Annotated in this window: 27 protein-coding genes and 2 tRNA genes; 1 reads left to right on the top strand and 28 read right to left on the bottom strand. The window is 62.7% G+C overall.

Annotated features, from left to right (window positions below; translation table 11 throughout):
• Positions 1-6: 6 nt before the first annotated feature.
• From BJP62_RS15870 to tpiA, 28 genes are all read right to left on the bottom strand, one after another.
• Positions 7-957, bottom strand: a complete 951-nt coding sequence (locus tag BJP62_RS15870; protein ID WP_070529791.1) for an IS481 family transposase — start codon at positions 955-957, stop codon at positions 7-9.
• Positions 958-1,052: 95 nt separating this feature from the next.
• The gene (locus tag BJP62_RS15865; RefSeq protein WP_070531178.1) at positions 1,053-1,412 is read right to left on the bottom strand and encodes a MerR family transcriptional regulator; all 360 of its coding nucleotides are present in this window, start codon (positions 1,410-1,412) and stop codon (positions 1,053-1,055) included.
• Entirely contained in the window at positions 1,378-1,695 is a 318-nt protein-coding gene (locus tag BJP62_RS15860; protein WP_070531176.1) for an integration host factor subunit alpha, read from the bottom strand. Before BJP62_RS15860 ends, BJP62_RS15865 begins: the two co-directional genes overlap by 35 nt.
• A 20-nt stretch (positions 1,696-1,715) precedes the next feature.
• Entirely contained in the window at positions 1,716-4,070 is a 2,355-nt protein-coding gene (pheT, locus tag BJP62_RS15855) for a phenylalanine--tRNA ligase subunit beta (protein WP_070531174.1), read from the bottom strand.
• A 79-nt stretch (positions 4,071-4,149) separates the two neighbouring features.
• Complete coding sequence (pheS, locus tag BJP62_RS15850; RefSeq protein ID WP_070531171.1) at positions 4,150-5,151, bottom strand: phenylalanine--tRNA ligase subunit alpha; 1,002 nt, start codon at positions 5,149-5,151, stop codon at positions 4,150-4,152.
• Positions 5,152-5,306: 155 nt separating this feature from the next.
• Positions 5,307-5,666, bottom strand: coding sequence for a 50S ribosomal protein L20 (gene rplT / locus BJP62_RS15845; protein ID WP_070531169.1), 360 nt, complete (start codon positions 5,664-5,666; stop codon positions 5,307-5,309).
• Positions 5,667-5,682: 16 nt separating this feature from the next.
• A complete protein-coding gene (gene rpmI / locus BJP62_RS15840; RefSeq protein WP_018748785.1) occupies positions 5,683-5,880 on the bottom strand; it encodes a 50S ribosomal protein L35 in 198 nt (65 codons plus the stop codon).
• A gap of 147 nt (positions 5,881-6,027) precedes the next feature.
• A complete protein-coding gene (gene infC / locus BJP62_RS15835; protein ID WP_145927232.1) occupies positions 6,028-6,549 on the bottom strand; it encodes a translation initiation factor IF-3 in 522 nt (173 codons plus the stop codon).
• 53 nt (positions 6,550-6,602) lie between these two features.
• A complete protein-coding gene (gene thrS, locus BJP62_RS15830; protein WP_070531167.1) occupies positions 6,603-8,501 on the bottom strand; it encodes a threonine--tRNA ligase in 1,899 nt (632 codons plus the stop codon).
• A gap of 174 nt (positions 8,502-8,675) precedes the next feature.
• Positions 8,676-8,752, bottom strand: a tRNA-Val gene (locus tag BJP62_RS15825).
• Between the two features lie 112 nt (positions 8,753-8,864).
• On the bottom strand, positions 8,865-9,158 hold the full coding sequence (locus BJP62_RS15820) for a DUF2818 family protein (protein ID WP_070531165.1): 294 nt from the start codon (positions 9,156-9,158) through the stop codon (positions 8,865-8,867).
• The gene (gene nuoN, locus BJP62_RS15815) at positions 9,159-10,616 is read right to left on the bottom strand and encodes an NADH-quinone oxidoreductase subunit NuoN (RefSeq protein WP_070532833.1); all 1,458 of its coding nucleotides are present in this window, start codon (positions 10,614-10,616) and stop codon (positions 9,159-9,161) included.
• A gap of 19 nt (positions 10,617-10,635) precedes the next feature.
• Positions 10,636-12,135: an NADH-quinone oxidoreductase subunit M gene (locus tag BJP62_RS15810; protein ID WP_070531164.1), complete on the bottom strand. Its 1,500-nt coding sequence runs from the start codon at positions 12,133-12,135 to the stop codon at positions 10,636-10,638.
• Positions 12,136-12,168: 33 nt separating this feature from the next.
• Positions 12,169-14,223: an NADH-quinone oxidoreductase subunit L gene (gene nuoL / locus BJP62_RS15805; protein WP_070531160.1), complete on the bottom strand. Its 2,055-nt coding sequence runs from the start codon at positions 14,221-14,223 to the stop codon at positions 12,169-12,171.
• Between the two features lie 34 nt (positions 14,224-14,257).
• Positions 14,258-14,563, bottom strand: a complete 306-nt coding sequence (nuoK, locus tag BJP62_RS15800) for an NADH-quinone oxidoreductase subunit NuoK (RefSeq protein WP_070531159.1) — start codon at positions 14,561-14,563, stop codon at positions 14,258-14,260.
• A gap of 21 nt (positions 14,564-14,584) precedes the next feature.
• The gene (locus tag BJP62_RS15795; protein ID WP_070531157.1) at positions 14,585-15,217 is read right to left on the bottom strand and encodes an NADH-quinone oxidoreductase subunit J; all 633 of its coding nucleotides are present in this window, start codon (positions 15,215-15,217) and stop codon (positions 14,585-14,587) included.
• A 15-nt stretch (positions 15,218-15,232) separates the two neighbouring features.
• Positions 15,233-15,724: an NADH-quinone oxidoreductase subunit NuoI gene (nuoI, locus tag BJP62_RS15790; protein WP_070531155.1), complete on the bottom strand. Its 492-nt coding sequence runs from the start codon at positions 15,722-15,724 to the stop codon at positions 15,233-15,235.
• A gap of 13 nt (positions 15,725-15,737) precedes the next feature.
• Positions 15,738-16,790, bottom strand: coding sequence for an NADH-quinone oxidoreductase subunit NuoH (gene nuoH / locus BJP62_RS15785; RefSeq protein WP_070531153.1), 1,053 nt, complete (start codon positions 16,788-16,790; stop codon positions 15,738-15,740).
• Positions 16,791-16,800: 10 nt separating this feature from the next.
• Positions 16,801-19,092 (bottom strand): NADH-quinone oxidoreductase subunit NuoG, encoded by a 2,292-nt coding sequence (nuoG, locus tag BJP62_RS15780; protein WP_070531151.1) that lies wholly within the window; start codon positions 19,090-19,092, stop codon positions 16,801-16,803.
• A gap of 40 nt (positions 19,093-19,132) precedes the next feature.
• A complete protein-coding gene (gene nuoF / locus BJP62_RS15775; protein WP_070531142.1) occupies positions 19,133-20,422 on the bottom strand; it encodes an NADH-quinone oxidoreductase subunit NuoF in 1,290 nt (429 codons plus the stop codon).
• Between the two features lies 1 nt (position 20,423).
• Positions 20,424-20,915 carry an NADH-quinone oxidoreductase subunit NuoE gene (gene nuoE / locus BJP62_RS15770; protein ID WP_070531140.1) on the bottom strand — a complete coding sequence of 164 codons (492 nt, stop codon included), beginning with the start codon at positions 20,913-20,915 and terminating at the stop codon, positions 20,424-20,426.
• Positions 20,915-22,171 (bottom strand): NADH-quinone oxidoreductase subunit D, encoded by a 1,257-nt coding sequence (locus BJP62_RS15765; RefSeq protein WP_070531138.1) that lies wholly within the window; start codon positions 22,169-22,171, stop codon positions 20,915-20,917. Before BJP62_RS15765 ends, nuoE begins: the two co-directional genes overlap by 1 nt.
• A complete protein-coding gene (locus tag BJP62_RS15760; protein WP_070531136.1) occupies positions 22,161-22,754 on the bottom strand; it encodes an NADH-quinone oxidoreductase subunit C in 594 nt (197 codons plus the stop codon). Before BJP62_RS15760 ends, BJP62_RS15765 begins: the two co-directional genes overlap by 11 nt.
• 1 nt (position 22,755) lies before the next feature.
• On the bottom strand, positions 22,756-23,232 hold the full coding sequence (locus tag BJP62_RS15755) for an NADH-quinone oxidoreductase subunit B family protein (RefSeq protein WP_070531134.1): 477 nt from the start codon (positions 23,230-23,232) through the stop codon (positions 22,756-22,758).
• A 4-nt stretch (positions 23,233-23,236) separates the two neighbouring features.
• Positions 23,237-23,605, bottom strand: coding sequence for an NADH-quinone oxidoreductase subunit A (locus BJP62_RS15750; protein WP_070531132.1), 369 nt, complete (start codon positions 23,603-23,605; stop codon positions 23,237-23,239).
• Between the two features lie 121 nt (positions 23,606-23,726).
• Positions 23,727-23,811 (bottom strand) — tRNA-Leu (locus BJP62_RS15745).
• A 36-nt stretch (positions 23,812-23,847) separates the two neighbouring features.
• A complete protein-coding gene (secG, locus tag BJP62_RS15740; protein ID WP_070531127.1) occupies positions 23,848-24,177 on the bottom strand; it encodes a preprotein translocase subunit SecG in 330 nt (109 codons plus the stop codon).
• 53 nt (positions 24,178-24,230) lie between these two features.
• A complete protein-coding gene (gene tpiA, locus BJP62_RS15735; RefSeq protein WP_070531113.1) occupies positions 24,231-24,941 on the bottom strand; it encodes a triose-phosphate isomerase in 711 nt (236 codons plus the stop codon).
• A 214-nt stretch (positions 24,942-25,155) separates the two neighbouring features.
• Between tpiA and pstS the strand changes: the two genes are divergently transcribed.
• Entirely contained in the window at positions 25,156-26,196 is a 1,041-nt protein-coding gene (gene pstS / locus BJP62_RS15730; RefSeq protein ID WP_070531111.1) for a phosphate ABC transporter substrate-binding protein PstS, read from the top strand.
• Positions 26,197-26,247: the final 51 nt, after the last annotated feature.

The following is a 26,247-nucleotide window of genomic DNA, read 5'->3' as shown; positions in this document are numbered from 1 at the left end:
ACTGCGCTAGATGTGAAGAGTCAAGACGTTGTTTTTCGTTGCTGAGAGACGGGACATGGGCACGTGGCAGCCGATGCCGTGATGCGGACGGTGCCAGTTGTAATAATGATTCCAATACCTCAGGACTGCGCCGCGCTCATCCGAGTGTTGATAGGTTTGGCCGTAGGCCCATTCGCGCAGCGCGGACTGGATGAAGCGCTCGGCCTTGCCGTTGGTTTGCGGTCGGTAGGCGCGGGTGAACCTCTGCTTAATGCCCAGTTCAACGCAAACGCGGCCGAAGTCATGGGAGCGGAAGGCGGGCCCGTTATCGGTGATCAGGCGCTGGAGCGGTACGCCCAGCGTTTTGAAGTAGTCGTTGGCCGCACGCAGGAAGTCGATGGCGCTGGCGCGGCGCTCGTCGGGGTAGAGTCGGGTGAAGGCGATGCGACTATGGTCGTCGATCGCCACGAACAGATATTCCCAGCCGCTGTTTCGGCTGTTCTGGCGACGATCGCCGGTGATGCGATGGCCGACCTGCTCGAAGCGGGCGAGCTTCTTGATGTCGACGTGCAGCAGTTCGCCGGGCGTTTCGCGCTCGTAGCGCTGCACAGGCTCTGCGGGCTGCAGGTCGCTTAACCGCGATAGCCCTGCGTGTCGCAGCACGCGACTGACGGTTGCTTTGGACACGCCGATATAGCTTGCGATGCGAGCCTGCAGGAACAGCTTGCGACGCAATTCGATGATCGTCAGGGCAACGCTGGGCGCAATGGCACGTGGCGAGCGCTCGGGACGCGAGGATTTGTCGAGCAAGGCAGCCGCGCCGCCGACCAGATAGCGGCCCAGCCACTTGCGGGTGGTGACCGCGCTTACGCCATGGCGTGCCGCCGCCGCCGCGGTCGACAAACCATGCTCGGTGATGTCCTGAACCATTTCCAGGCGACGCAGATACGTCAGTCGGGCATTCTTATGTGTGTTCATCCGGTGTCTTGTTCTGTGACTGGGGGGTTGGCGATTTCCAGTCTCGCAGAACTTCTCCGGGTGAACACCCGAAACAACCTATTGAACCTTCACAGCTAGAGCCTGAGCCAATCAAGCAGGTCCTGCAGTTCCTGGCGCACCGATGCCGTGACCTCGCTGCTGCCGGCCGCGCCCTCGCCCAGGTGCGCGAGCTGGTTGCGCGCGCCGCTGATGGTGAAGCCCTGCTCGTACAGGAGCGAGCGGATCCGCCTCACCAGCAGCACTTCGTGATGCTGGTAGTAGCGCCGGTTGCCACGCCGCTTTACCGGCTTGAGCTGGGTGAACTCCTGCTCCCAATAGCGCAGCACGTGCGGCTTGACGCCGCACAGCTCGCTGACTTCGCCGATGGTGAAGTAGCGCTTGGCCGGGATCGGCGGCAACTCATTGGTCGGAACGACGTTGCTGGTGCTTTGCATAGTGGAGTTCGACTAAGCCCTTGAGCTTCTGGCTGGCGTGAAAGGTCACCACCCGGCGGGCGGAAATCGGGATCTCTTCCCCGGTCTTGGGGTTGCGCCCGGGGCGCTGCGGCTTGTCGCGCAGCTGGAAGTTGCCGAAGCCGGACAGCTTCACGACGTCGCCATCGGCCAGAGAAAGGCGGATCTCTTCGAAAAACGCCTCGACCATGTCTTTTGCTTCGCGCTTGTTGAGGCCCACCTTGTCGAACAGCAAGTCGGCAAGGTCGGCCTTGGTCAGCGTCATTGTGGTGGTTCCGTACTGCATTACGCCCTCAACATCGCGCCGCACGTTTCTGCCTTGCGCAGCAGCTGATTCACGGCGGCATCGACCTCTTCATCGGTCAAAGTTTTCCGAGTATCTTGGATCAACACCTTGAAAGCAAGGCTCTTTTTCCCTTCGTCGACGCCCTTGCCACGGTAGACGTCGAACAGCGCAACGTCGGTCACCAGCGGGTTTTTCACGGTCGCGAACGCCGCCTGCAACTGGGCAACCGACACCGCTTCGTCGACGACGAGTGCGAGATCGCGGCGGACCGGCTGGAACTTCGATACCGGCTCGGCCTTGATCCGGCTCACCGACAGCAGCGCGGCAACGTCGAGCTCGAACAGCACCGGTGCCTGGCCGAGTTCGTACGCCTGCACCCACTGCGGGTGCAGCTCGCCGACGACGCCGATCACCACGCCGTCGAGCACCACCTCGGCCGCGCGGCCCGGATGCAGCGCCGGATGGCTGGCGCGGCGGAATTCGGCGATGCGCGGCGCGATCAGCGCCTCGACATCGGCCTTGATGTCGAAGAAATCGACCTTATCCTTGCCGGCGCCCCACTGTTCGGGCGCACGCGCACCCCACGCCAGCGCGGCGATGCGCTCAGGCTGGACGTCGGCGGCAACGCCGTTGAACACCCGCGCGACTTCGAACAGGCGCACGCGCTCCTGCTTGCGGTTCAGGTTGTGCTTCAGGCCGGCGACCAGGCCGCCGATCAGCGTCGAGCGCATCACGCTCATCTGGCTGGCGATCGGGTTGATCAGCTTCACCGGGCTGGTGTTGCCGGCGAAGTCGGCTTCCCACTTTGCCTCGACGAAGGCGTAGTTGATCGCTTCGCGGTAGTCGCGGGCAACCAGCAACTGCTTCAGCGCCATCCTGCCGCGCGCATCGCCCGGCAGCGGCAGCATCGCGAGCTTGGCGTTCGATGCGGCAACCGGCACGTTTTCATAACCGTAAACGCGGGCCACTTCCTCGATCAGGTCTTCCTCGATTTCGATATCGAAGCGGAAGCTCGGCGGCGTCACGGTGATCGCGTCGCCGGACAGCGCGGCCGCCAGGCCGATCCGGCCCAGGATGGCGACGATCTCGTCCGCGCTCAGGCAAACGCCGAGCACCTTGGCGACGCGCGAGACGCGCAGCGTGACCGGCGGGCGGGCCGGCAGTGCGGCGACAGCCTCGGTCGCCGGGCCGGCCTGGCCACCGCAGATGTCCAGAATGAGCTGTGTCGCACGCTCGAGTGCCTCGCGGCAGGCGCCGAAGTCGACGCCGCGCTCGAAGCGGTGCGAGCTGTCCGAGCCGAAACCGAGCCGCCGCGCCTTGCCGGCGATGACCGCTGGGGCGAAGTAAGCCGACTCGAGGAACAGGTCGCGCGTCCCGTCGCCCACCGACGACTCGAGCCCGCCCATGATGCCGGCCAGCGCCAGCGCTTTGCTGTCGTCGGCGATGACGAGCATGTCGGCGTCGAGCGCGATTTCCTTCTCGTTCAGCAGCGTGAGCTTTTCGCCCGGCTTGGCAAAGCGCGCCTGCACGCCGCCGGCGATCTTCGCCAGATCGAAGGCATGCATCGGCTGGCCCAGTTCGAGCAGCACGTAATTGGTCACGTCGACCACGGCCGAGATCGAACGCAGCCCCGAGCGAGCCAGCCGCTGCTTCATCCAGTCCGGCGTCGCGGCCTCGGTGTCGACGTTGCGCAGCACGCGGCCGATGTAGCGCGGGCAGGCATCGGCGGCGTTCAGCGACACGGTGCGTGCGTCGTCGATCGCCGGAGCGACCGCCTGCGGCGCGACCGGCTTCGCTTCGGCGCCGGTCAGCGCGGCGACTTCGCGGGCGATGCCCTTGATCGACAGGCAGTCGGCACGGTTCGGCGTGAGCTTGAGCGTCAGCAGCCGGTCGTCGAGCTGCAGGTAGTCGCGGATCGGCATGCCGACCGGCGCATCGGCCGGCAACAGCAGCAGGCCGTCGACACCATCGGGAATGCCGAGTTCGTCGCCCGAGCACAGCATGCCGGACGATTCGACACCACGGACCTTGGCGCGCTTGATCTTGAAGTCACCGGGCAGGTTCGCACCGATGCGCGCGCACGGCACTTTCTGGCCTGCGGCGACGTTCGGTGCGCCGCAGACGATGGTGATCGGCTCGGCTTCGCCGACGTTGACGCTGCAGACGTTCAGGCGGTCGGCGTCCGGGTGCTTGGCAATCGACAGCACCTCGGCAACGAAAACGTTGTCGAAGGCCGGCGCCGCGGCTTCGTTTTCTTCGACCTCGAGGCCGGCCATCGTCAGCAGGTGGGCCAGCTGCTCGGAATTGAGCCGGGGGTCGACCCAGCTGCGCAGCCATTGTTCGGAAAATTTCATCGCTTGGCTCCAAGGTGCAGCCGTCGCAGCGCGACGACCGCATTCAGGCATGGGAAAGGGAATTCGGGGGTAAGGCGGCTTAGTCGAACTGGCCGAGGAACGACAGGTCGTTCTCGAAGAACAGGCGCAGGTCGTTGACGCCGTAATACAGCATCGCAAAGCGGTCGAGACCGATGCCGAAGGCGAAACCGGTGTACTTTTCCGGGTCGATGCCGACATTCTTCAGCACGTTCGGGTGGACCATGCCGCAACCGCCGACCTCGAGCCAGCCGCGCTCGCCCAGCACGTCGATCTCGGCCGACGGTTCGGTGAACGGAAAGAACGACGGGCGGAAACGCACCTGCAGGTCGTCGCGCTCGAAGAAGCGGCGCAGGAAATCGACGATCACGCTCTTAAGGTCGGCAAACGACACGCCCTCGTCAACCCACAGTCCTTCCATCTGGTGGAACATCGGCGAGTGCGTCGCGTCGGAATCGACCCGGTACACGCGGCCCGGCGCGACGATCTTGATCGGCGGCTGGTTGTTCAGCATGTAGCGGACCTGGATCGGACTGGTGTGCGTGCGCAGCACCAGCGGCTCGCCACCGGCATCGCTCTCGATGTAGAACGTGTCGGCCATCGCCCGTGCCGGATGGTCCTTCGGAATGTTCAGCGCTTCGAAATTGTGGAAATCGTTCTCGATCTCCGGGCCGTCGGCGACGTCGAAGCCGATCGAGCGGAACAGCGCCTCGATGCGCTGCTGGACCAGCGTCACCGGGTGCAGGCCGCCGGACGGCAGGCCGCGACCCGGCAAGCTGACGTCGAGCGCTTCGGCGGCAAGCTGGCGCGCGAGCTTGTCCGCGGCAAGCGCATCGCGACGCGCCTGCAGTGCGGCCTCGAAAGCCTGCTTGGCCTGGTTGACGGTCGCGCCGAAGGTTTTCTTTTCTTCCGGTGGCAAGGCACCGAGCTGGCGCAGCAGCGCGGTGATCGCACCTTCCTTGCCGATGTAACGCGCCTTGGCGTTTTCGAGCTCTTGCGCATCGCTCGTCGCGGCCAGTGCGGCCAGACCTTCCTCGAGAAGGGTTTGTACGTTCGCAACCATGGTCGGGTCCCGGATGGGTCAGGAAAAACGATTCACGAAGGATCGGCGGCAATCACTCGGGAATCGGGTCTCGTTACTGGAAAACCCGCAATGCCGGTCGGCAGCGGGAATAAAAAAGGGAGGCCGGAAAGCCTCCCTTTTCAAGCACTTGCCGATCAGGCAGCGAGGCCAGCCTTGGCTTGCTCGACAAACTTGGCAAAAGCCGGCTTGTCGAACACGGCGAGGTCAGCCAGCACCTTGCGGTCCACTTCGATGCCGGCCTTCTTCAGACCGTTCATGAAGCGGCTGTAGGCCAGACCGCATTCGCGTGCTGCTGCATTGATACGGGTGATCCACAGCTGACGGAACTGACGCTTCCTTTGACGACGGTCACGGTAAGCGTATTGGCCAGCCTTCATAACCGCTTGCTTGGCAATGCGGTATACGTTCTTGCGACGGCCGCGATAGCCCTTCGCCAGATTCAGGATCTTCTTGTGACGAGCGCGGGCGGTTACACCACGTTTAACGCGAGGCATGTTTCTTCTCCTTTAGTTACGCGTAGGGCAACATCGCACGTACGTGGCCCATGTTGGTCGCATCGACCATCGAGGTGCCGCGCAGCTGGCGCTTGTTTTTGGTGGTTTTCTTGGTAAGGATGTGGCGCTTGAACGCGTGGCTGCGCTTGACGCCGCCACCGCCAAGAACCTTGAAGCGCTTCTTGGCGCTGCTCTTGGTCTTCATCTTGGGCATGGGTATGCACTCCAAGTTGTGTTGGATCAGGCAACAGGCGCTCTTTCGAGACTTAAAGCCCGCCACCCCGCTTTTGTTGCGACAGCGATTCCGTTTCCGGAACTCGACGGCGGCTGTCGCCACGCCGTTATTCTGTGTTGCTGGCGCTTACTTCTTCTTCGGCGCGAGCATCATCACCATCTGCCGGCCTTCGAGTCGCGGAAACTGCTCGACGACGGCCAGTTCGCCCAGATCGGCCTCGACGCGCTTGAGCTGCGCCAGACCGATTTCCTGGTGGGCCATTTCACGACCGCGGAAACGCAGCGTGATCTTGGCCTTGTCACCTTCCTCGAGGAAGCGGACCAGATTGCGCAGCTTGACCTGATAATCGTTCTCGTCGGTCCCCGGGCGGAACTTGACTTCCTTGACCTGGATCTGCTTCTGCTTCGCCTTGGCGGCAGCCTTCTTTTTCGACTCTTGGAACTTGAACTTGCCGTAGTCCATCAGGCGGCAAACCGGCGGCTGCGCATTCGGGGCGATTTCGACCAGATCGAGCTCGGCCTCCTCGGCCATAGACATCGCCTGGAACAGGCTCACGATGCCGAGCTGTTCGCCCTCGGCCCCTTGCAGTCGCACTTCGCGGCCGGTGATTTCACCGTTGATCCGCGGTTCTTTGTCTTGCGCAGCTATTGCAGTTCTCCAAATCCGGAAAAAGAAAAACCGTGCGTCTCGGAGGAATCAGCTCAGAGCAGTTCGCCGTTGAAGCGCTCAACCAGCGCTTCCAGCGTCACTTGCCCGAGATCCTCGCCACTGCGGCTGCGCACGGCCACCAAGCCTGCTTCCTTCTCCTTGTCGCCCACGATGAGCTGGTAGGGAAGGCGCTGCAAGCTATGTTCGCGGATTTTATAGGTTATTTTCTCGTTTCTCAAGTCGGCTTCACCGCGGAAGCCGCGCTGAGCCAGCGCCCTGGCGACCGATTCGGCATATTCGCGCTGCGATTCGGAAATATTCATCACGACGAACTGCGTCGGCGCCAGCCAGAACGGGAACGCGCCGGCGTGGTTTTCAATCAGGATACCGATGAAGCGCTCGAGCGAACCGAGTACCGCGCGGTGCAGCATGATCGGCCGGTGCTTGGCGTTGTCCTCGCCGACATACTCGGCGCCGAGGCGCTCCGGCAGGTTCGGATCGATCTGCAGCGTACCGCACTGCCACAGCCGGCCCAGGCAGTCCTTGAGCGTGAATTCGATCTTCGGGCCGTAGAACGCGCCCTCGCCCGGCAGGTAGTCGAATGACAGCCCCTTGGATTCGAGCGCAGCGGCCAGTGCCGCCTCGGCGCGATCCCAGGCCTCTTCGGTGCCGATGCGCTTTTCCGGACGGGTCGACAGCTTGACGAGAATCTCGTCGAAGCCAAAGTCGGCGTAAACCTCCTTCAGGAGGTCGATGAACTTGGCCGCCTCGACCTGCACCTGTTCTTCAGTACAGAAGATGTGCGCATCGTCCTGGACGAAGCCGCGCACACGCATGATGCCGTGCAGCGAACCCGAGGGCTCGTTGCGGTGGCAGGAGCCGAACTCGGCGTAGCGCAGCGGCAGGTCGCGATAGGAACGCAAGCCCTGGTTGAACACCTGGATATGCCCCGGGCAGTTCATCGGCTTGACCGCATAGTCGCGCTTTTCCGACTCGGTCGTGAACATATTGTCGCGGTAGTTGCCCCAATGGCCGGATTTCTCCCACAGCGTCCGGTCCATCACCATCGGCGTGCGGATTTCCTGATAGCCGTGCTGGTTCAGCTTGCGGCGCATGTACTGCTCGATCGACTGCCACAGCGACCAGCCTTTCGGATGCCAGAACACCATGCCCGGCGCCTCGTCCTGCAGGTGGAACAGGTCCAGTGCCTTGCCGATCTTGCGGTGGTCGCGCTTTTCGGCCTCTTCGAGCCGGTGCAGGTAGGCCTCGAGATCTTCCTTCTTGCTCCAGGCGGTGCCGTAGACGCGGGTCAGCATCTCGTTCTTCGAGTCGCCACGCCAGTAGGCGCCGGCGACCTTCATCAGCTTGAACACCTTGAGCTTGCCCGTCGACGGCACGTGCGGGCCACGGCACAGGTCGGTGAACTCGCCTTCGCGATACAGGCTCAGCACCTGGTCGGCTGGAATGCTCTCGATGATCTCGGCCTTGTACGCCTCGCCAATGCTCTTGAAGTAGGCGACCGCCTCGTCACGGCTCAACTCGTAGCGCTCGACCGGCAAATCCTTCTTCGCGAGCTCGGTCATCTTCTTCTCGATCAGCGCCAGATCCTCGGGCGTGAACGGCCGCTTGTAGCTGAAGTCGTAGTAGAAACCGTCGTCGATCACCGGTCCGATCGTCACCTGCGCATCGGGGAAGAGCGCCTTCACCGCATACGCCAGCAAGTGGGCGGTCGAGTGGCGGATGATGTCCAAGCCATCGGCATCGCGATCGGTGACGATGGCCAGCTGCACGTCGCGGTCGATCAGATAGCTGGTGTCGACCAACTGGCCGTCGACCTTGCCGGCCAGCGCTGCACGGGCCAGACCGGCACCGATGCTGGCAGCGACATCGTGCACGCGCAGCGGCGCATCGAACTGGCGTTGGGAACCATCAGGAAGCGTGACGACGGGCATGGTGAGCGCCTTTGAACTGGACCGGAACGGGTCGTTAACGAAAAATGAGGACAAAAAAAAAGTGCGGCCAGGCCGCACTTTTTTCATTCGATCAAATCATTCTGCCAGCACGGCTATCCGCTCAATATTGGATAGTAGTGCGAGTTCGCGACATGATTCAATCTCCAAATTCGTTGGTAGGCACGATTGGACTCGAACCAACGACCCCCACCATGTCAAGGTGGTGCTCTAACCAGCTGAGCTACGTGCCTAACGAAGGACTGCATATTAGCGTTGTGATTGGGGTTCCGCAAGTCTTTCCTGCAGAAATTTCATGACCAAGTCGATAAATCGTTGATTCGGCAAGGTCTTTGCCCCATCCGCTTACAGGCCGGGCTTGCGCCAGAAGAAGCGCCAGACGAAGCCCGGCCAGGCGAGGACCGCGAACATCGCCAGCGTCGTGACGTAGAACGGCCAGTTCTGCGTATGCGGCGTCGCCAGACGCGACTCGAGCAGCCAGGCCACGCCGCCGACCACGAGGTAATACACGGCCCACTCGAGCAGTTGCCAGCCGAAATGCTTGTCGGCCACACGCAGCACGCCGAACAGGCGCCCGGAAACAAAAGGCACATTGGCGGCCAGCGCCGCCAATGTGCCCAGAAGGATCACTTCCAGCATTTACAGGCCGGCGTGCAGCGAGAACTGGATTGCGGCACCCAGCGCCGAGAGCAGGCGCTCGGGCATCAGGCCCAGCACCAGCAGCAGCAGGCAGTTGAGCGACAGCACCAGCTTGGCATCGGTACCGGCGGCCACCGGCGCGGTATCGGTCGGGTCTTCGAAGTACATGACCTTGACGACACGCAGGTAGTAGAACGCGCCGATCACCGACATCAGCACCGCAATCACCGCAAGCCAGACGAGGCCGAGACTGACCAGCGCCTGGATGATCGCGAGCTTGGCGAAGAAGCCGACGAACACCGGGATGCCGGCCATCGAGAACATCACGATCAGCGTCATCGCGGCGAACCACGGGCTGCGCTTGTTCAGGCCGCGGAAGTCGGCGATCTGGTCGGCTTCGAAGCCTTCGCGCGACAGCAGCATGATGATGCCGAAGCCTGCGGCGGCGGTGAGCATGTAGGTCATCGCGTAAAAGAACGCGGCCGCGTAGCCACCGGGCGTCGCCGCCATGATGCCCAGCAGCAGAAAGCCCATGTGCGAGATCGTCGAGTAGGCGAGCATCCGCTTGATGTTGACCTGCGCGATCGCGGTGACGTTGCCGATCACCAGCGACAGCACGGCCAGCACCATCAGCATCGAGCGCCAGTCGAAGGCAAAACCTTCGAGCGCCTGCGCGAGGATGCGCATGATGAAGGCGAAGGCGGCGAGCTTCGGCGCCGAGCCGATCAGTTGCGAGATCAGCGTCGGCGCACCGTCGTAGACGTCCGGCGCCCACATGTGGAACGGTACGGCGCCGAGCTTGAAGCCGATGCCGGTGACGATGAAGACGATACCGAACACGGTCAGCAGGCGGTTTGCTTCGTCGCTGGCGATCTTCTGCGCGATGACGAAGACGTCAAGGCTCTGCGTCGCGCCATAGACCATCGACATGCCGTACAGCAGCAGGCCAGAGGCGAGCGCGCCGAGGATGAAGTACTTCATCGCGGCTTCGGTCGCCCGGCTCGATTCGCGCTGCATGGCCACCAGCGCATACAGCGACAGCGACAGCAGTTCGAGGCCGACATAGAGCACGAGGAAGTTGACGGCCGAGGCCATCACCATCATCCCGAGCAGCGCACACAGCGTCAGCGTGAACAGCTCGCCGCGGAACAGGCCGCGCACCGCCGCGTAACCACGGCCGTAAACGAGCACCAGGATCACGCCGATGACCATGCCGAGCTTGGCGAGCGAGGCCAGCGGGTCGGCAACGAACATGTCGTTGAAGGCAAGTTGCGGCAGGTTCGAATAGCCGGTCACCAGCAGGCAGCCGGTTGCGACCAGCGCGGCCAGCGTCAGCATGTAGCTGATGTGGCGCTTGGCGTCGCTGAGGAAAACATCGATCAGCAGGATGGCGCAGGTCGCACAGAGCAGGAAGATCTCCGGGGTCGCTACGCCAGCGTTGAGACTGGACCAGGTCATGGTATTCATCGGTGACTCTTTATTGGAGCTTGGACTGCGAGACGTGCCAGATCAGGTCGTTGACCGACACATGCATCACGTCGACGAAAGGCTTCGGATACAGGCCCATGCCGAGCACGGCAATGGCGAGCACCGCCAGAACGAGGAATTCGCGCTTGTTCACGTCCTGCAGCTCGGCCACATGATCGTTGGCGACATCGCCGAAGATCACGCGCTTGTACATCCACAGCGTGTAGCCGGCGCCGAAAATCAGCGTCGTCGCGGCCGCGAATGCGTACCAGAAGTTCACCTGCACGGCGCCGAGGATGACCATGAACTCGCCGACGAAGCCCGACGTACCCGGCAGGCCCGAGTTGGCCATCGCGAACAGCATCATGAACGACGCGAAGATCGGCATCTTGTTGGCGACGCCGCCGTAGTCGGCGATCTTGCGGCTGTGCACGCGGTCGTACATCACGCCGATGCAGAAGAACATCGCAGCCGAAACGAAGCCGTGGCTGACCATCTGGACGATGGCACCCTCGACCGCGTACGGGTTCAGTTGCGTGCCGCCGGCGAACATGAAGAAGCCGAGCGTGACGAAACCCATGTGCGAGATCGACGAGTACGCGACCAGCTTCTTCATGTCGGTCTGGACCAGCGCAACGAGGCCGATGTAGACCACCGCGATCAGCGAGAACACGATGAAGACCCAGGCGTATTCGCGCGAGGCATCCGGTGCGATCGGCAATGCGAACCGCAGGAAGCCGTAGGCACCGAGTTTCAGCGTAATCGCGGCCAGCACCATCGAGCCGCCGGTCGGCGCCTCGACGTGGGCATCCGGCAACCAGGTGTGCACAGGCCACATCGGCACCTTGACCGCGAAGGCGAAGAAGAACGCGATCAGCAGCAGCAGTTGCGCGCCCATGCCCAGCGGCAGGCGCTGGTAGTCGGCGATGACGAAGCTGCCGCCGGACTGGTTGTACAGGTAGACGAAGGCAACCAGTGTCAGCAGCGAACCGAGCAGCGTGTACAGGAAGAACTTGACCGAGGCGTAGATCCGGTTCGGGCCGCCCCAGACGCCGATCACCAGGTACATCGGAATCAGCATCGCTTCGAAGAACACGTAGAACAGGATCGCATCGGTCGCCGCGAAGGCGCCGTTGATCAGGCCCGACATGATCAGGAACGCGGCCATGTACTGCCCGACGCGGCTCTGGATCACCTGCCAGCCAGCGATCACGACCATCAGGGTCGTGAAGCTGTTGAGGATGACGAACAGCACCGACAGCCCGTCGACACCGAGCGCGTAGTTGATGTTGAACGTCGAGATCCACGGCGTCGATTCGACGAACTGCATGCCGCCGTTCAGCGTGTCGAAACCGGTGTAGAGCGGCACCGACACCAGGAAGCCGGCCAGTGCACCGAGGACGGCAAGCCAGCGCGCGGCGTTGGCATTGCGGTCTCCCCCGGTAGCGAGCACGACGAGGCCGGCGACGATCGGCACCCAGATCGTCAGGCTCAGAAGATTACCCGTCATAGTTTACCTACTTGTTATCAATTCAAACCGAGCTTACTGGCTGACCAGCACGCCACCGAGCCACCAGGTCATCAGCACCAGCGCGCCGAGAATCATCGCGAACGCATAGTGGTAGATGTAACCGGTCTGCAGACGGCGAGTGACCCTGGAGAAGAAGCCGACCACCTTGGCCGTACCGTTGACCATCAGGCCGTCGATCAGCAGCACGTCGCCGACCTTCCAGAACACCGTACCGAGCACGCGGCCGAAGGCGGCGAAGCCGTTGATGTACAGGTGGTCCATGTAGTACTTCTCTTCGAGCAGCTTGCGCACGCCGATCGCGGTGAAGAAGCGGTCGATCGCGGCCGGAATCGCCGGCACCATCATGTAGAACACGTACGGCAGCACCACGCCGGCAATCGCCAGCCACAGCACCGGCGTCTGCAGCGCGTGCAGCGCCATGGCGATCGGGCCGTGGAACGCTTCCTTGAGCCCTGCCATCGCCGGGTGCGCTTCGTGGTCGACGAAGATCACGCCGTCGAAGAAGTTGCCGTACAGCATCGGCTCGATCGCGAAGTAGCCGATCAGCACCGACGGAATCGCCAGCAGCACCAGCGGCAGCGTCACGACCCACGGCGACTCGTGCGGCTTGTCGTGCGGACCCAGACCGTGGTGATGGTCGGCGGTTGCTTCTTCGTCATCGTGGTCGTCATGGTGCTGGTGCGCGTCGTGGTTCTGCATCCAGCGCTCCTTGCCGTGGAACACGAGGAAGTACATCCGGAACGAGTAGAACGCGGTGATGAACACGCCGGCGAGGACGGCGAAATAGGCGAAGCCAGCCCCTGGCAGGTGCGACTCGGCAACGGCCTCGATGATCGAGTCCTTCGAGTAGAAGCCCGAGAACAGCGGCGTACCGATCAGCGCCAGCGAGCCCAGCAGCGAGGTGATCCAGGTGATCGGCATGTACTTGCGCAGGCCGCCCATGTTGCGGATGTCCTGGTCGTGGTGCATGCCCATGATCACCGAACCCGCGCCGAGGAACAGCAGCGCCTTGAAGAAGGCGTGCGTCATCAGGTGGAACACGGCAACCGAGTACGCCGATGCGCCGAGCGCCACGGTCATGTAGCCGAGCTGCGACAGCGTCGAGTACGCGACGACGCGCTTGATGTCGTTCTGGATGATGCCGAGGAAACCCATGAACAGCGCGGTGATCGCACCGATCACGAGGATGAAGCTCAGGGCGGTATCGGACAGCTCGAACATCGGCGACATGCGCGCGACCATGAAGATGCCCGCGGTGACCATCGTCGCCGCGTGGATCAGCGCCGAAATCGGCGTCGGGCCTTCCATCGAATCGGGCAGCCACACGTGCAGCGGGAACTGCGCCGACTTGCCCATCGCACCGACGAACAGCAGGATGCAGGTCACCGTCAGCAGCGACCACGTCGCCCCCGGGAACAGCGTCACGGTGGCGTCCTTCAGTGCCGGCGCTTGCGCGAACACCGCGGCGTAGTCGAGCGTGCCGAAGTAGGCGAGCACGAGGCCGATGCCGAGCAGGAAGCCGAAGTCGCCGACGCGGTTGACCAGGAAGGCCTTGAGGTTGGCGAAGGTCGCGGTCGGGCGCTTGAACCAGAAGCCGATCAGCAGGTACGACACCAGGCCCACCGCTTCCCAGCCGAAGAACAGCTGGACGAAGTTGTTGGCCATCACCAGCATCAGCATCGAGAAGGTGAACAGCGAGATATAGCTGAAGAAGCGGTTGTAGCCCGGGTCTTCCTGCATGTAGCCGATGGTATAGAGGTGCACCATCAGCGATACGAAGGTCACCACGCACATCATCATCGCGGTCAGGCTGTCGACGAGGAAGCCGACGTTGAACTCAACGCCGTTGACCGTCAGCCAGGTGTAGACCGTCCCGTTGAACGGCTGCACGCCGTCCAGCACGATGCCTTTCAGCACGAAGGCCGAGAGCAGGAACGACACCGCAACCCCGCCGATCGTCACGCAGTGTGCGGCGCGGCGACTGATCGCCCAGCCGAAGAGACCTGCCACCAGCGCGCCGAACAGCGGCGCGAGCGGAATCAGCAGGTAGATCGTTTTCATGTCCATTGGCAATACCTGTTATGTCGATCTTGTTATCGGGTCAGCCCTTGAGGCTATCGAGGTCTTCGACGTCGATCGAGCGCAGGCTGCGGAACAGCACGACGAGGATCGCGAGGCCGATGGCCGATTCGGCCGCCGCCACGGTCAGGATGAAGAAGACGAAGACCTGGCCCGCGGCGTCACCGAGGAACTGCGAGAAGGCGATGAAGTTCATGTTCACCGCCAGCAGCATCAGCTCGATCGCCATCAGCAATACGATCAGGTTCTTGCGGTTCATGAAGATGCCGAATACGGAAATCGCAAACAGGATTGCCGCCAGCACAAGGTAATGGGTGAGTGTGATCACGTTTGAATCCTCTCCTGCCGCTCAGGCCTGACCGTCGTCGGCCTTGGGGGCCTCGACGCTCGGACGTTCTTCGGCCGGCATCGAAACGATCTTCAGGCGATCGTCGCGCTTGACCTGCACCTGCTTGGCCGGGTTCTGGTACTTGGTCGACTTGCGCTTTCTGAGCGTCAGCGCGATCGCGGCGATCATGCCGACGAGCAGCAGCACCGCGGCAAGCTGGAACGGCAGGAAGTACTCGGTGTAGATCAACTGGCCGAGCACCTTGGCGTTGTTGTAGCCGGCAGGCTGGTCGACGAGCGCAGCGCCTTCGATCTGCGCGGCGCGGTGCGTCAGGATCAGCACCATCTCGACGGCCATCACCACCGCAACGGTGCCGGCGACCGGCACGTACTTCCAGAAGCCGCGGCGCAGCTCCTCGAAGTTGATGTCGAGCATCATCACGACGAACAGGAACAGCACCATCACCGCGCCGACGTAGACGACGATCAGCGACACCGCGAGGAACTCGGCGCGCATCAGCATCCACAGCACGGCGCCGTTGAAGAACGACAGCACCAGATACAGCGCCGCGTGCACCGGGTTCTTGGCGGTGATCACCCGCAAGCCTGCAAACAGCAGGATCGCGGCGAACACATAGAAAATCACTTCGGTCATAGCGTATCGGCCCTGTTAACGGTATTTGGCGTCTGCCGCCTTGTTGGCGGCAATCTGCGCTTCGTACTTGTCACCGACCGCCAGCAGCATCGGCTTGGTGTAGTACAGGTCGCCGCGCTTCTCGCCGTGATACTCGAGGATGTGCGTTTCGACGATCGCATCGACCGGACAGGCTTCCTCGCAGAAACCGCAGAAGATGCACTTGGTCAGGTCGATGTCGTAACGCGTGGTGCGACGGGTCTTGTCGTCCTCGCGCGCCTCCGATTCGATCGTGATCGCCATCGCCGGGCAGACCGCTTCGCACAGCTTGCAGGCGATGCAGCGCTCTTCGCCGTTGGCATAGCGACGCTGGGCGTGCAGACCGCGGAAACGCGGACTCATCGGCGTCTTTTCCTCGGGGAACTGCACGGTGATCTTGCGCTGGAAGAAGTGCCGGCCGGTGAGCATCAGCCCCTTGACCAGTTCGACCAGCAGGAAGGTCTTGAAGAAATGAGCAATTTTTTCCATGTCTATCCCCTGCTTACTGCCACAGCGACAGCGGGGTTTGCATCCACGCGCCGACCACTACGATCCAGACCAGCGTCACCGGGATGAACACCTTCCAGCCCAGGCGCATCAACTGGTCGTAGCGATAGCGCGGGAACGTGGCACGGAACCACAGGAAGAGGAACATCATGAAGAAGACCTTGAGCACCCACCACAGGAAGGACGGCGCGCCGAGGATCGGCCAGCTTTCCGGGAACGGCGACAGCCAGCCGCCGAGGAACATCACCGACGCCATCGCGGCGATCAGCCACATGTTCGCGTACTCGGCAAGGAAGAACAGCGCGAAGCTCATGCCCGAGTACTCGACCATGTGACCGGCAACGATTTCCGATTCGCCTTCGACCACGTCGAACGGCGCGCGGTTGGTTTCGGCGACACCCGAGATGAAGTAGACGACGAACAGCGGCAACAGCGGGATCAGGTTCCACGACAGGATCGAGCCACCGCCGATACCGTGCCCCTGCTGGTTGACGATCTCGGTGAGGTTGAGCGAACCCGACACCATGATCACGCCGATCAGCGCGAAGCCCATCGCCAGTTCGTACGACACCACCTGCGCGGCGGCACGCAGGCCGCCGAGGAAGGCGTACTTCGAGTTCGACGCCCAGCCGGCGATGATCACGCCGTAGATGCCCATCGAGGTGATCGCCATCACGTACAGCAGGCCGACGTTGACGTCGGCGACGACGAAGCCCGGGTAAAACGGCACGACCGCCCAGGCGGCCAGCGCCGGCACCAGCACCATGACCGGCGCCAGGAAGTACAGCCCCTTGCTGGCGGCCGACGGCGTGATGATTTCCTTCAGCAGCAGCTTCACGCCGTCGGCGATCGGTTGCAGCAGACCGAGGGGACCGACCCGGTTCGGACCGATCCGGATCTGCATGTAGCCGATGACCTTGCGCTCGGCGTACGTGGCGTAGGCGACCGCGCCCATCAGCGGCGCGACGATGCAGAGGATCTTTGCCAGCGTCCAGAGGAAAAATGCGAGGCTTTCGTTGAGGCCCAGCGTGGTTTGCAGAAATTCCATGCCCGTCCCCTTATGCCTTGGCCACTTCGATTGCACCCGAACCGAGCGCCAGCGTCACGCGGCCGAACGGCACGCGCACGACCTGGTCAAGCAGGCCCGTATCCTCGGTCACGGCCAGCGTCACCACCGCCCCGCCCTGCTGGATGCGGGCGTTGCCGCCGGCGACCAGGCCGAGCACGGCCAGCGTAGCCGCATTGGCACGCAGCTGTACGGCCGATTCGGCATCGACGGTCGCCTGCAGGCTTTCGGCACGACGGACCAGCGCATCGGTTTCATACAGCGGCACTTCGGCCAGACGGACCAGACCGGCAGCAGCCTGCGCCTTGACCGCGACGGACTTGGCCGGCGCGTTGTCGAGCACCTTGGCGATATCGCCGTTCAGCACGTCGGCACGCACGGCTTCCGAGCTGTCGTAGTCGAAACCGTTCAGGCCGAGGATGTTGCCGAGCACGCGCAGCACCTTCCACGCCGGACGGGTTTCGCCGAGCGGACGGACGACGCCGTTGAAGCTCTGCGGCTTGCCTTCCATGTTGACGAAGGTGCCCGAGGTTTCCGAGAACGGCGACACCGGCAGCATCACGTCGGCGTAGTCGCGCGCTTCGTCGGCGAACGACGTCATCGCAACGACAAACTCGGCGCCGGCGAACGCCGCCTTGGCGCCGCTCCTCAGGTCGGCCAGCTCGCTGTGCAGCAGCACGTAGGCCTTCTTGCCTGCGGCGATCAGATCCTTGTTCGTCGCAAAACCGACGATGTCGGCACCGACGCTGTTGGCACCGTCACGCAGCAGGCCCAGCGTCGCACCGGCGACATCGGCCAGCGCGGCGGCGGCGGCGTGCAGTTCGGCAGCGCGTTCGTGCTGCAGCGCGATGTTGCCGAGCACCAGCGACTTCTTCTCGCCGGCGACGATCAGCTCGGCCAGCGCACGCGCTTCGCCCGAAACCTCGACGCCAGCCAGATCGATGTCGGCCGGCACGGTCTTGCCGGTGATTTCGGCCGCAGCCTTCAGCACCGCCAGCACGCCTTCGACCAGCTGGTCCGGGCGCACGACCAGCTTGCCGGCCACCTTGGTCAGCAGTTCGTCGTCATGCGGGTTGATCAGCGCGAGCTTCAGGCCCTTCTTCACCGACTGGCGCAGACGTTGTGCCAGCAGCGGCTGTTCCTTGCGCAGCGTCGAGCCGATCAGCAGCAGCGATTCGCTCGCGGCGAGGTCGACAATGCTCTGGCCGAGCCAGCCGGCCGCCCTGGTCTCGAAGCGCGCGTCGCCGAGGCGGGTGCGGGCTTCGAGGTTGCGGATGTCCAGACCGGCCAGCGATTTGCGCAGCAGGTAGAGCTCTTCGAGCGTGCTGTTCGGCGAGGCGATCGCGGCGACGCTGTCGGCGCCGTGGCTGGCGGTGATGCCCTTGAGCTTGGTCGCAACCAGCTCGAGCGCTTCCTGCCAGCCGACGACCTTCCACTCACCGCCGTCCTTGACCATTGGCTGGGTCAGGCGCGCACCGCTGTTCAGCGCTTCGTAGCTGAAACGGTCGCGGTCCGACAGCCAGCATTCGTTGATCGCTTCGTTCTCGAGCGGCAGAACGCGCATCACCTTGTTGTTCTTCACCTGAACCACGAGGTTGGCGCCAAGGCCGTCATGCGCGCCGACACTCTTGCGACGCGACAGCTCCCACGTCCGGGCGCTGTAGCGGAACGGCTTGCTGGTGAGCGCGCCGACCGGGCACAGGTCGATGACGTTGCCGGAGATTTCCGAGTTCACGGTCTTGCCGATGAAGCTCATCACCTCGGTGTGCTCGCCACGACCCGGCATGCCAAGTTCCTGGTAGCCGGCGATCTCTTCGGTAAAACGCACGCAGCGGCTGCAGTGGATGCAGCGCGTCATGTCGGTCGAGATCAGCGGACCGAGGTTCTTGTTGGCAACGACGCGCTTTTCTTCCTCGTAGCGCGAACCCGACTGACCGTAACCCACGGCCAGATCCTGCAACTGGCATTCGCCGCCCTGATCGCAGATCGGGCAGTCGAGCGGGTGGTTGATCAGCAGGAATTCCATCACCCCTTTCTGGGCCTTCACGGCCATATCGGAGTGGGTATAGACCTTCATCCCGTCGGTAACGGGGGTAGCACAGGCGGGCAGCGGTTTCGGCGCTTTCTCGACCTGGACCAGGCACATCCGGCAGTTCGCGGCAATCGACAGCTTCTTGTGGTAGCAGAAGTGCGGGATATGCACGCCAATCGAATTGGCGGCGTCCATCACGGTGCTTCCAGTGGGGACTGTCAGTTTCTTACCGTCGATTTCAATTTCCAGCATGATCGACTCGATTCAATGGCAAATTTTTAACCAAACCCAATCAGAAGCCTGGAACCAGGCACTGCTTGTGTTCGATGTGGTGTTCGAATTCGCTGCGGAAATGCTTGAGCATCCCCTGCACCGGCATCACCGCTGCGTCGCCGAGCGCGCAGATCGTCCGGCCGGCGATGTTGCCGCCGACCGAGAGCAGCAGATCGAGGTCTTCGGGACGACCGAGACCCTGTTCGATCCGGTGCACGACGCGGTACAGCCAGCCGGTGCCTTCACGGCACGGCGTGCACTGGCCGCACGACTCTTCGAAATAGAAGTACGACAGCCGCTCGAGCGCCTTGACCATGCAGGTGCTCTCGTCCATGACGATGACCGCACCCGAACCGAGCATCGATCCCGCCTTGGAGATCGAATCGTAATCCATCGTGCACTGCATCATGATGTCGGCCGGCAGCACCGGCGACGACGAGCCGCCCGGAATCACCGCCTTGAGCTTCTTGCCGTCGCGCATGCCGCCGCACATTTCCAGCAGTTCGCTGAACGGCGTGCCGAGCGGAATCTCGTAGTTGCCCGGGCGGTTCACGTGGCCCGACACCGAGAACAGCTTGGTGCCGCCGTTGTTCGGCTTGCCGAGTTCAAGGAACTTCTGCCCGCCTTCACGGATGATGTACGGCACCGACGCGAAGGTTTCGGTGTTGTTGATCGTCGTCGGCTTGCCATAGAGGCCGAAGCTCGCCGGGAACGGCGGCTTGAAGCGCGGCTGACCCTTCTTGCCTTCGAGCGATTCGAGCAGCGCGGTTTCTTCGCCACAGATGTAGGCGCCGTAACCGTGGTGGCCGTGCAGCTGGAAGCAGAAACCGGTGCCGAGGATGTTGTCGCCGAGGAAGCCGGCGGCGCGCGCCTCTTCCAGTGCGGCTTCGAAACGCTCGTACGCTTCGAACACTTCACCGTGGATGTAGTTGTAACCGACGGTGATGCCCATCGCGAAACCGCCGATGATCATGCCTTCGATCAGCGCATGCGGATTGTCGACGATGATGTCGAGGTCCTTGAAGGTACCCGGCTCGCCTTCGTCGGTGTTGCAGACGAGGTATTTCTGGCCCGGGAAGCTGCGCGGCATGAACGACCACTTCAGCCCGGTCGGGAAGCCCGCACCGCCGCGGCCACGCAGGCCCGACGTCTTCATTTCGGCGATGATCTCGTCCTGCGTCATGCCGGTCGAGAGGATCTTCTTCAGTGCGGCGTAACCGCCGCGCGCCATGTAGGCTTCGATGCCCCAGTGCTTCGGATCGTCGAAATCGACGCCCTCGAACACGACGCCTTTCACATAAACGGTCATCTTATTCGAGCTCCGCCAGTTTCTTGTCGATCGCGTCCGGCGTCATGTGGTTGCACATGCTGTGGTTGTTCACCAGCAGGACCGGTGCGTAGCCGCAAGCGCCCATGCACTCGCCTTCCTTGAGCGTGAACTTGCCGTCGGCGGTGGTTTCGTTGAAACCGATGCCGAGCTTCTGCTTCAGGTAGTCGGCCGCCTGGTAGCCGCCCGACAAGGCACAGGGCAGGTTGGTACAGACGGTGATCTTGTGACGGCCGACCGGCTTCATGTCGAACATGTTGTAGAACGTCGCGACTTCCATCGCGGCGATCGGCGGCACGCCGACATAGTCGGCGACGACGGCGATCAGCTCGTTCGACAGCCAGCGGTGCTCGACCTGGGCGATGCGCAGCGCGCTCATCAGCGCCGAGCGGCGCTGGTCGGCCGGATACTTGGCCAGCTCGCGATCGATCTGCGCCTGCGACTGTGCACTCAGCGTAGGTGTGCTGGTAACCATTAGCGGTCAATCTCCCCGAATACGATGTCCTGCGTACCGATGATGGCGACGACGTCGGACAGCATGTGGCCGCGCGCCATTTCGTCGAGCGCGGCCAGATGGGCAAAGCCCGGCGCGCGGATTTTCAGCCGGTACGGCTTGTTGGCGCCGTCGGACACCATGTAGATGCCGAACTCGCCCTTCGGGTGCTCGATGGCGGCGTACGCCTCGCCTTCGGGCACGTGCATGCCTTCGGTGAACAGCTTGAAGTGGTGGATCAGATCCTCCATGTTCGTCTTCATGCTGTCACGCGACGGCGGTGCAACCTTGTTGTTGTCGGTGATGACCGGGCCCGGATTCTCCCGCAGCCACTTCACGCACTGCTTGATGATGCGGTTCGACTGGCGCATTTCTTCGATGCGGACCAGATAGCGGTCGTAACAGTCGCCGTTGACGCCGACCGGGATATCGAAGTCGAGCTTGTCGTAGACCTCGTACGGCTGCTTCTTGCGCAGGTCCCAGGCCACGCCCGAGCCACGCAGCATCGGGCCGGTCAGGCCCAGCGCCATCGCGCGTTCCGGCGACAGCACGCCGATGCCGACGGTCCGCTGTTTCCAGATCCGGTTGTCGGTCAGCAGGGTCTCGTACTCGTCGACATAGGTCGGGAACCGGTTGGTGAAGTCCTCGATGAAATCGAGCATCGAACCCTGACGGTTCTCGTTGAGCTTCTTGATCGCCGCGGCGTTGCGCACCTTCGACGCCTGGTATTGCGGCATCGAATCCGGCAGATCGCGATACACGCCACCCGGACGGTAGTAGGCCGCGTGCATCCGCGCACCCGACACCGCCTCGTAGACGTCCATCAGGTCTTCGCGCTCGCGGAACGCGTAGAGGAAGATCGTCATCGCGCCGCAGTCGAGGCCGTGCGCACCGATCCACATCAGGTGGTTCAGGATGCGGGTGATCTCGTCGAACATCACGCGGATGTACTGCGCGCGCACCGGCACGTCGAGCTGCAGCAGCTTCTCGATCGCCATGCAGTAGGCGTGCTCGTTGGACATCATCGACACGTAATCGAGACGGTCCATGTACGGCAGCGACTGGATGTAGGTCTTGGACTCGGCCAGTTTCTCGGTCGCGCGGTGCAGCAGGCCGATATGCGGGTCGGCACGCTCGACGACTTCGCCGTCGAGTTCGAGCACGAGGCGCAGCACGCCGTGCGCGGCCGGATGTTGCGGGCCGAAGTTGAGGGTGTAGTTACGGATTTCAGACGCCACCGTAGTTCTCCTCGCGAATGATGCGCGGGGTGATTTCGCGCGGATCGATGGTGACGGGCTGGTAGATCACGCGACCTTGTTCCGGGTCGTAACGCATTTCGACGTAGCCCGAGGTCGGGAAGTCCTTGCGGAACGGGTGACCGACAAAACCGTAGTCGGTCAGGATGCGGCGCAGGTCCGGGTGGCCTTCGAAAACGATGCCGTACAGGTCGAACGCTTCGCGCTCGAACCAGTTGTTGCCCGGCCAGATCTCGACCGAGGTCGGCACGATCGGGAAATCGTCATCCAGCGCGAACATGCGCAAGCGCAGGCGCTGGTTGTTGGCATAGGAATTGAGGTGGTAGACCGCGGCAAAGCGCGAGCCCTCCCACACGCCGTCTTTGTAGGTGCTGTAGTCGACGCCGCAGACGTCGACACAGGCTTCGAAACGCAGCTCGTCGTGATCGCGCAGCAGCGTGGCGGCGGCGACGAAGTCGGCCGGCTTGATCTCGATCGTCACTTCGTCGAGCACGCACTTGATGCCGGTGAGCTTGTCGCCGAGCACGCGCTCGAGGCTTTCCATCAGGGTATTCAGCTTGGCCATGTCAGCTCCGCGCGATCGTGTTGGTGCGCTTGATCTTGTTCTGCAGCTGGATCAGGCCGTACAGCAGCGCCTCGGCGGTCGGCGGACAGCCCGGCACGTAGACGTCGACCGGCACGATGCGGTCACAACCGCGAACGACCGAGTACGAATAGTGGTAGTAACCGCCACCGTTGGCACACGAGCCCATCGACAGCACCCAGCGCGGCTCGGGCATCTGGTCGTAGACGCGGCGCAGCGCCGGCGCCATCTTGTTGCACAGCGTGCCGGCGACGATCATCAGGTCGGACTGGCGCGGCGACGGACGGAACACGATGCCGAAACGGTCGAGGTCATAGCGCGCCGCACCGGCGTGCATCATCTCGACCGCACAACAGGCGAGCCCGAAGGTCATCGGCCACAGCGAGCCGGTACGGGTCCAGTTGACGACGGTATCGACCGTGGTCGTCAGGAACCCTTTTTCCAGATTTTGCGCTTCCATCAAATCACTCCCACTCCAGCGCACCCTTCATCCACTCGTAGACGAAGCCGACGACGAGGATGGCCAGGAAAATCATCATCGAGAAGAAGCCGAAGCTGCCGATGTCCTTGAGCACCAGCGCCCAGGGAACCAGGAAGGCCACTTCCAGATCGAAAAGGATGAACAGGATCGCGACGAGGTAGTAGCGGACGTCGAACTGCATGCGGGCGTCTTCGAACGCATCGAAGCCGCACTCGTAAGGCAGGAGCTTCTCGGCATCGGGTTTGTTGGTCCCCAGCACTTTGCCGACCCCCCACCCCAGACACAGCGGGGCGACACCGACCAGCAGGCCGACGATCAGGAACAGCAAAATGGGGAAGTAATTCTCTAGCATGCGAATCCCCGCTTTTTTCTGAAACGATTTTGATGAAAGACAACCCGGGCACGATGACACCGGGTTTACTGTTACCACGCTCGAAAAAAAACCGGGTTGCCCCGGTTTCTTCAAAAAATGATGGTGCCGACAGTGAGACTCGAACTCACACAGCCGCAGCCACTACCCCCTCAAGATAGCGTGTCTACCAATTTCACCATGTCGGCCAATCACAAGGAACAAGCTGTCGCGGGCGCGGACGCTTATTCCGGAATCTTGTTCTGCGTGGATTGAGCAGGCTGGCTGGCCACCGGCTTGACGCCGCTCATCACGCCAAGCGAATCCTTGTTGGCGGACGGGGTCATGACCAGCACCAGCGCGAGGCAGGAAGCAAAGAAGACAGTGGCGCACACGGCCGTGCTGCGGCTGAGGAAGTTGGCGGAGCCCGACGAGCCGAACAGGCTGCCTGCCGAACCGCTACCGAAGGCCGCACCCATGTCGGCCCCCTTGCCATGCTGCATCAGCACGAGAACGATCACCGCAATCGCGGAGAGCGCGTTCACGATCAGCACCAGAGTCTTGATAAGTTCCATATTTGCTCTATTAACGCGGCGAAAATTGTAGCGCCGCAGTGTGAATTTTGCAATCAGCCAGCGATACGACAGATCTCGAGAAACTCGCTCGCCGACAGCGCCGCCCCACCTACGAGCACGCCGTCGACCCCGTCGACTGCCAGCACCTGCGCCGTATTCGACGCCTTGACACTTCCCCCGTACAACACCCGGGTACGCACATCGAGCGTCTGCTTGATGAACGCGTGCATTTCTGCGATCTGCTCCGGCGTGGCAATCACGCCGGTCCCGACCGCCCACGACGGCTCGTAAGCCACCGCATAGAGGCTGGTCGGCACGCCGGCCAGCACCTGCAATTCCTCGGCAATCACCTGATGGGCAATGCCGCTTTCGCGCTGCTCGGCAGTTTCGCCGACGCAGTATACCGGCAACAGGCCGGCATCGAGCGTCGCCCTGACCTTGCGCGCGGCGGTTTCACTCGTCTCGCCGAAATAACGGCGCCGCTCCGAATGCCCGACGATCACCAGCTCGCAACCGACATCGGCCAGCATCGCCGCCGACACCTCGCCGGTATAGGCGCCAATGTGGAACTCGCACACATCCTGCGCGCCGACCTGCACGGCGGTGTCCTTCAGCAAGGTCTTGGCCAGCCCGAGATACGGGTAAGCGACACAGACCGAAACGTTGGCCCCGAGCTCGGCCCGCGACACCTCGGACAGAACCGAGCGGATCTGCCCGATGCTGCCGTGCATCTTCCAGTTGCCGATGACTTGCTTCCTGGCCATACGCGTCGCAGCACCCGCCGGAAAAGCCCTCGATTCTAAGCTCATGCCCTACCCCCGTCAAACCACCTCAGTTGCCGAAAAATGCCGCCTGTCGCGGCGCATGCGACCTGCCGGCACCGATGCGACCGACTTGTAATATTTCGGAAACATGGGCGCTCTACGATGCATCCCGTCAACCGATCCACCCAACCAAAAATCTTCAGGAGATTCGATCATGACGTTTGGGCGCAAATTGCTCGTCGGCTTCGGCATCGCAGCAGGTCTGTTCACGGCGTATGCTAGCGCCGCCGACATCACCGGCGCCGGTGCGACTTTCCCGTACCCGCTGTACGCGAAATGGGCCGAACAGTACAAGAGCAAGACCGGCGTCGGTATGAACTACCAGTCGATCGGTTCGGGCGGCGGCATCAAACAGATTCAGGCCAAGACCGTCGACTTCGGCGCCTCGGACAAACCGCTGAAGGCCGAAGAGCTCGACAAGGCCGGCCTGGTGCAGTTTCCGACCGTGATGGGCGGCGTCGTGCCGGTCGTCAACATCGAAGGCGTCAAGGGCGGCGAACTCAAGCTGTCCCCGGCCGTACTCGCCGACCTGTTTCTCGGCAAGATCAAGAAGTGGAACGACCCGGCAATCGCCAAGCTGAACCCGGGCGTGAAGCTGCCGGATCAGGGCGTGACCATCGTTCACCGCGCTGACGGCTCCGGCACCACCTGGATCTTCACCAACTACCTGAGCAAGGTTTCGGCCGAGTGGAAGGACAAGGTCGGCAACGACGCGTCGGTCCAGTGGCCGGCCGGTGTCGGCGGCAAGGGCAACGAAGGCGTCGCCCAGTACGTCCAGCGCATCAAGGGCGCGATCGGCTATGTCGAGTACGCGTATGCCAAGCAGAACAAGATGGGCTACACCCAGCTGCAGAACAAGGCCGGTGCCTTCGTTCAGCCGGACGACGTGACCTTCAAGGCCGCCGCTGCCAGCGCCGACTGGAAGGGTACGCCGGGCTTCGGCGTGGTGCTGACCGACCAGGCCGGCAAGGATTCGTGGCCGATCACCGGCGCGACCTTCATCCTGATGCAGAAGAAGCAGGACAAGCCGGTCAACGGCGTCGAAGTGCTGAAGTTCTTCGACTGGGCATACAAGGACGGCGACAAGATGTCGGCCGACATGGACTACGTGCCGATGCCGGCTTCGGTCAAGGACGTGATCCGCGGCTCGTGGAAGCAGATCTCCGACGCCGGCAACGCGCCGATCTGGAAGTAAGCAGCAAGCGGTGGTGCGCGGGATTCGTTTAGAATGCCGCCGCTACCGAAA

This window comes from Jeongeupia sp. USM3, from assembly GCF_001808185.1.
GTDB lineage: Bacteria > Pseudomonadota > Gammaproteobacteria > Burkholderiales > Chitinibacteraceae > Jeongeupia.
Note: the sequence above shows the minus strand (reverse complement) of the source record. Positions and strands in the feature narration are given on the sequence as shown.